The organism is Mesorhizobium sp. M2D.F.Ca.ET.226.01.1.1, from assembly GCF_004022705.2.
Taxonomy (GTDB): Bacteria; Pseudomonadota; Alphaproteobacteria; order Rhizobiales; family Rhizobiaceae; genus Mesorhizobium.
In genome coordinates this window covers 1-286 of record NZ_RZOY02000132.1, presented here as the reverse complement: position 1 = coordinate 286, position 286 = coordinate 1, and the positions used below count along the sequence as shown (strand labels likewise).

Sequence of the window (286 nt, the reverse complement as noted above, 5' to 3'; positions counted from 1 at the left end):
GAGCGCGGTTGAACTGTCCTTGACCGACATCATGCAAAAGATCGTCGTCGACGACTGGGGCCAGTGCAAGGGCGGCAAGTTCGGTTCGCTGCGCGCCCATGTCGAGACCGGGCGGTTGAGCGAGGCGACGCTCCACGCCGAGCTCGGCCAGATCGCGGCCGGCCTCAAGCCGGGCCGGCAAAGCGACGGCGAGACGATCCTGTTCTGGCATCGCGGCCTGTCGCTTTCCGATATCGCGCTGGGCAAGGCGATGCTGGTCAAGGCCGGCGAGAACGGCATCGGCCAG

The 286-nt window shown here is 66.8% G+C and carries 1 pseudogene; it reads left to right on the top strand.

Going from position 1 to position 286, the window contains the following annotated elements:
- Positions 1-286 (top strand): annotated as a pseudogene (locus EN869_RS34100) (ornithine cyclodeaminase family protein); the annotation flags it as partial.